Origin of the sequence: Bacillus pretiosus, from assembly GCF_051294775.1 — a bacterium.
Classification (GTDB): domain Bacteria; phylum Bacillota; class Bacilli; order Bacillales; family Bacillaceae_G; genus Bacillus_A; species Bacillus_A wiedmannii.
In genome coordinates this window covers 1-232 of record NZ_JBPPHF010000457.1, presented here as the reverse complement: position 1 = coordinate 232, position 232 = coordinate 1, and the positions used below count along the sequence as shown (strand labels likewise).

The window sequence follows — 232 nt, the reverse complement described above, 5'->3', positions numbered from 1 at the left end:
AGAAGTGTATAAGAGAGAGTTATTATGCTGTAAGTTTACTTGCCATCCTCGGTATTTCTATTCCGAGTTTTATTTTAGCACCACTATTTATACAAATATTTGCTATTCAATTCGAGCTCTTACCAGTAGCCTCTTGGGGTACATTTGAACATACGGTATTGCCATCCTTTGCATTAGCGTTAGGACCAATCGCAGTGATTACAAGATTTGTTCGCTCTAATATGATCGAAGT

General features: G+C 37.1%; 1 protein-coding gene. It reads left to right on the top strand.

Translation table 11 applies throughout. The features are described from left to right. Positions 1–232: ABC transporter permease subunit (locus tag ACSG5Z_RS31715; protein ID WP_435712936.1), on the top strand; the 232-nt coding region annotated here is incomplete at both ends.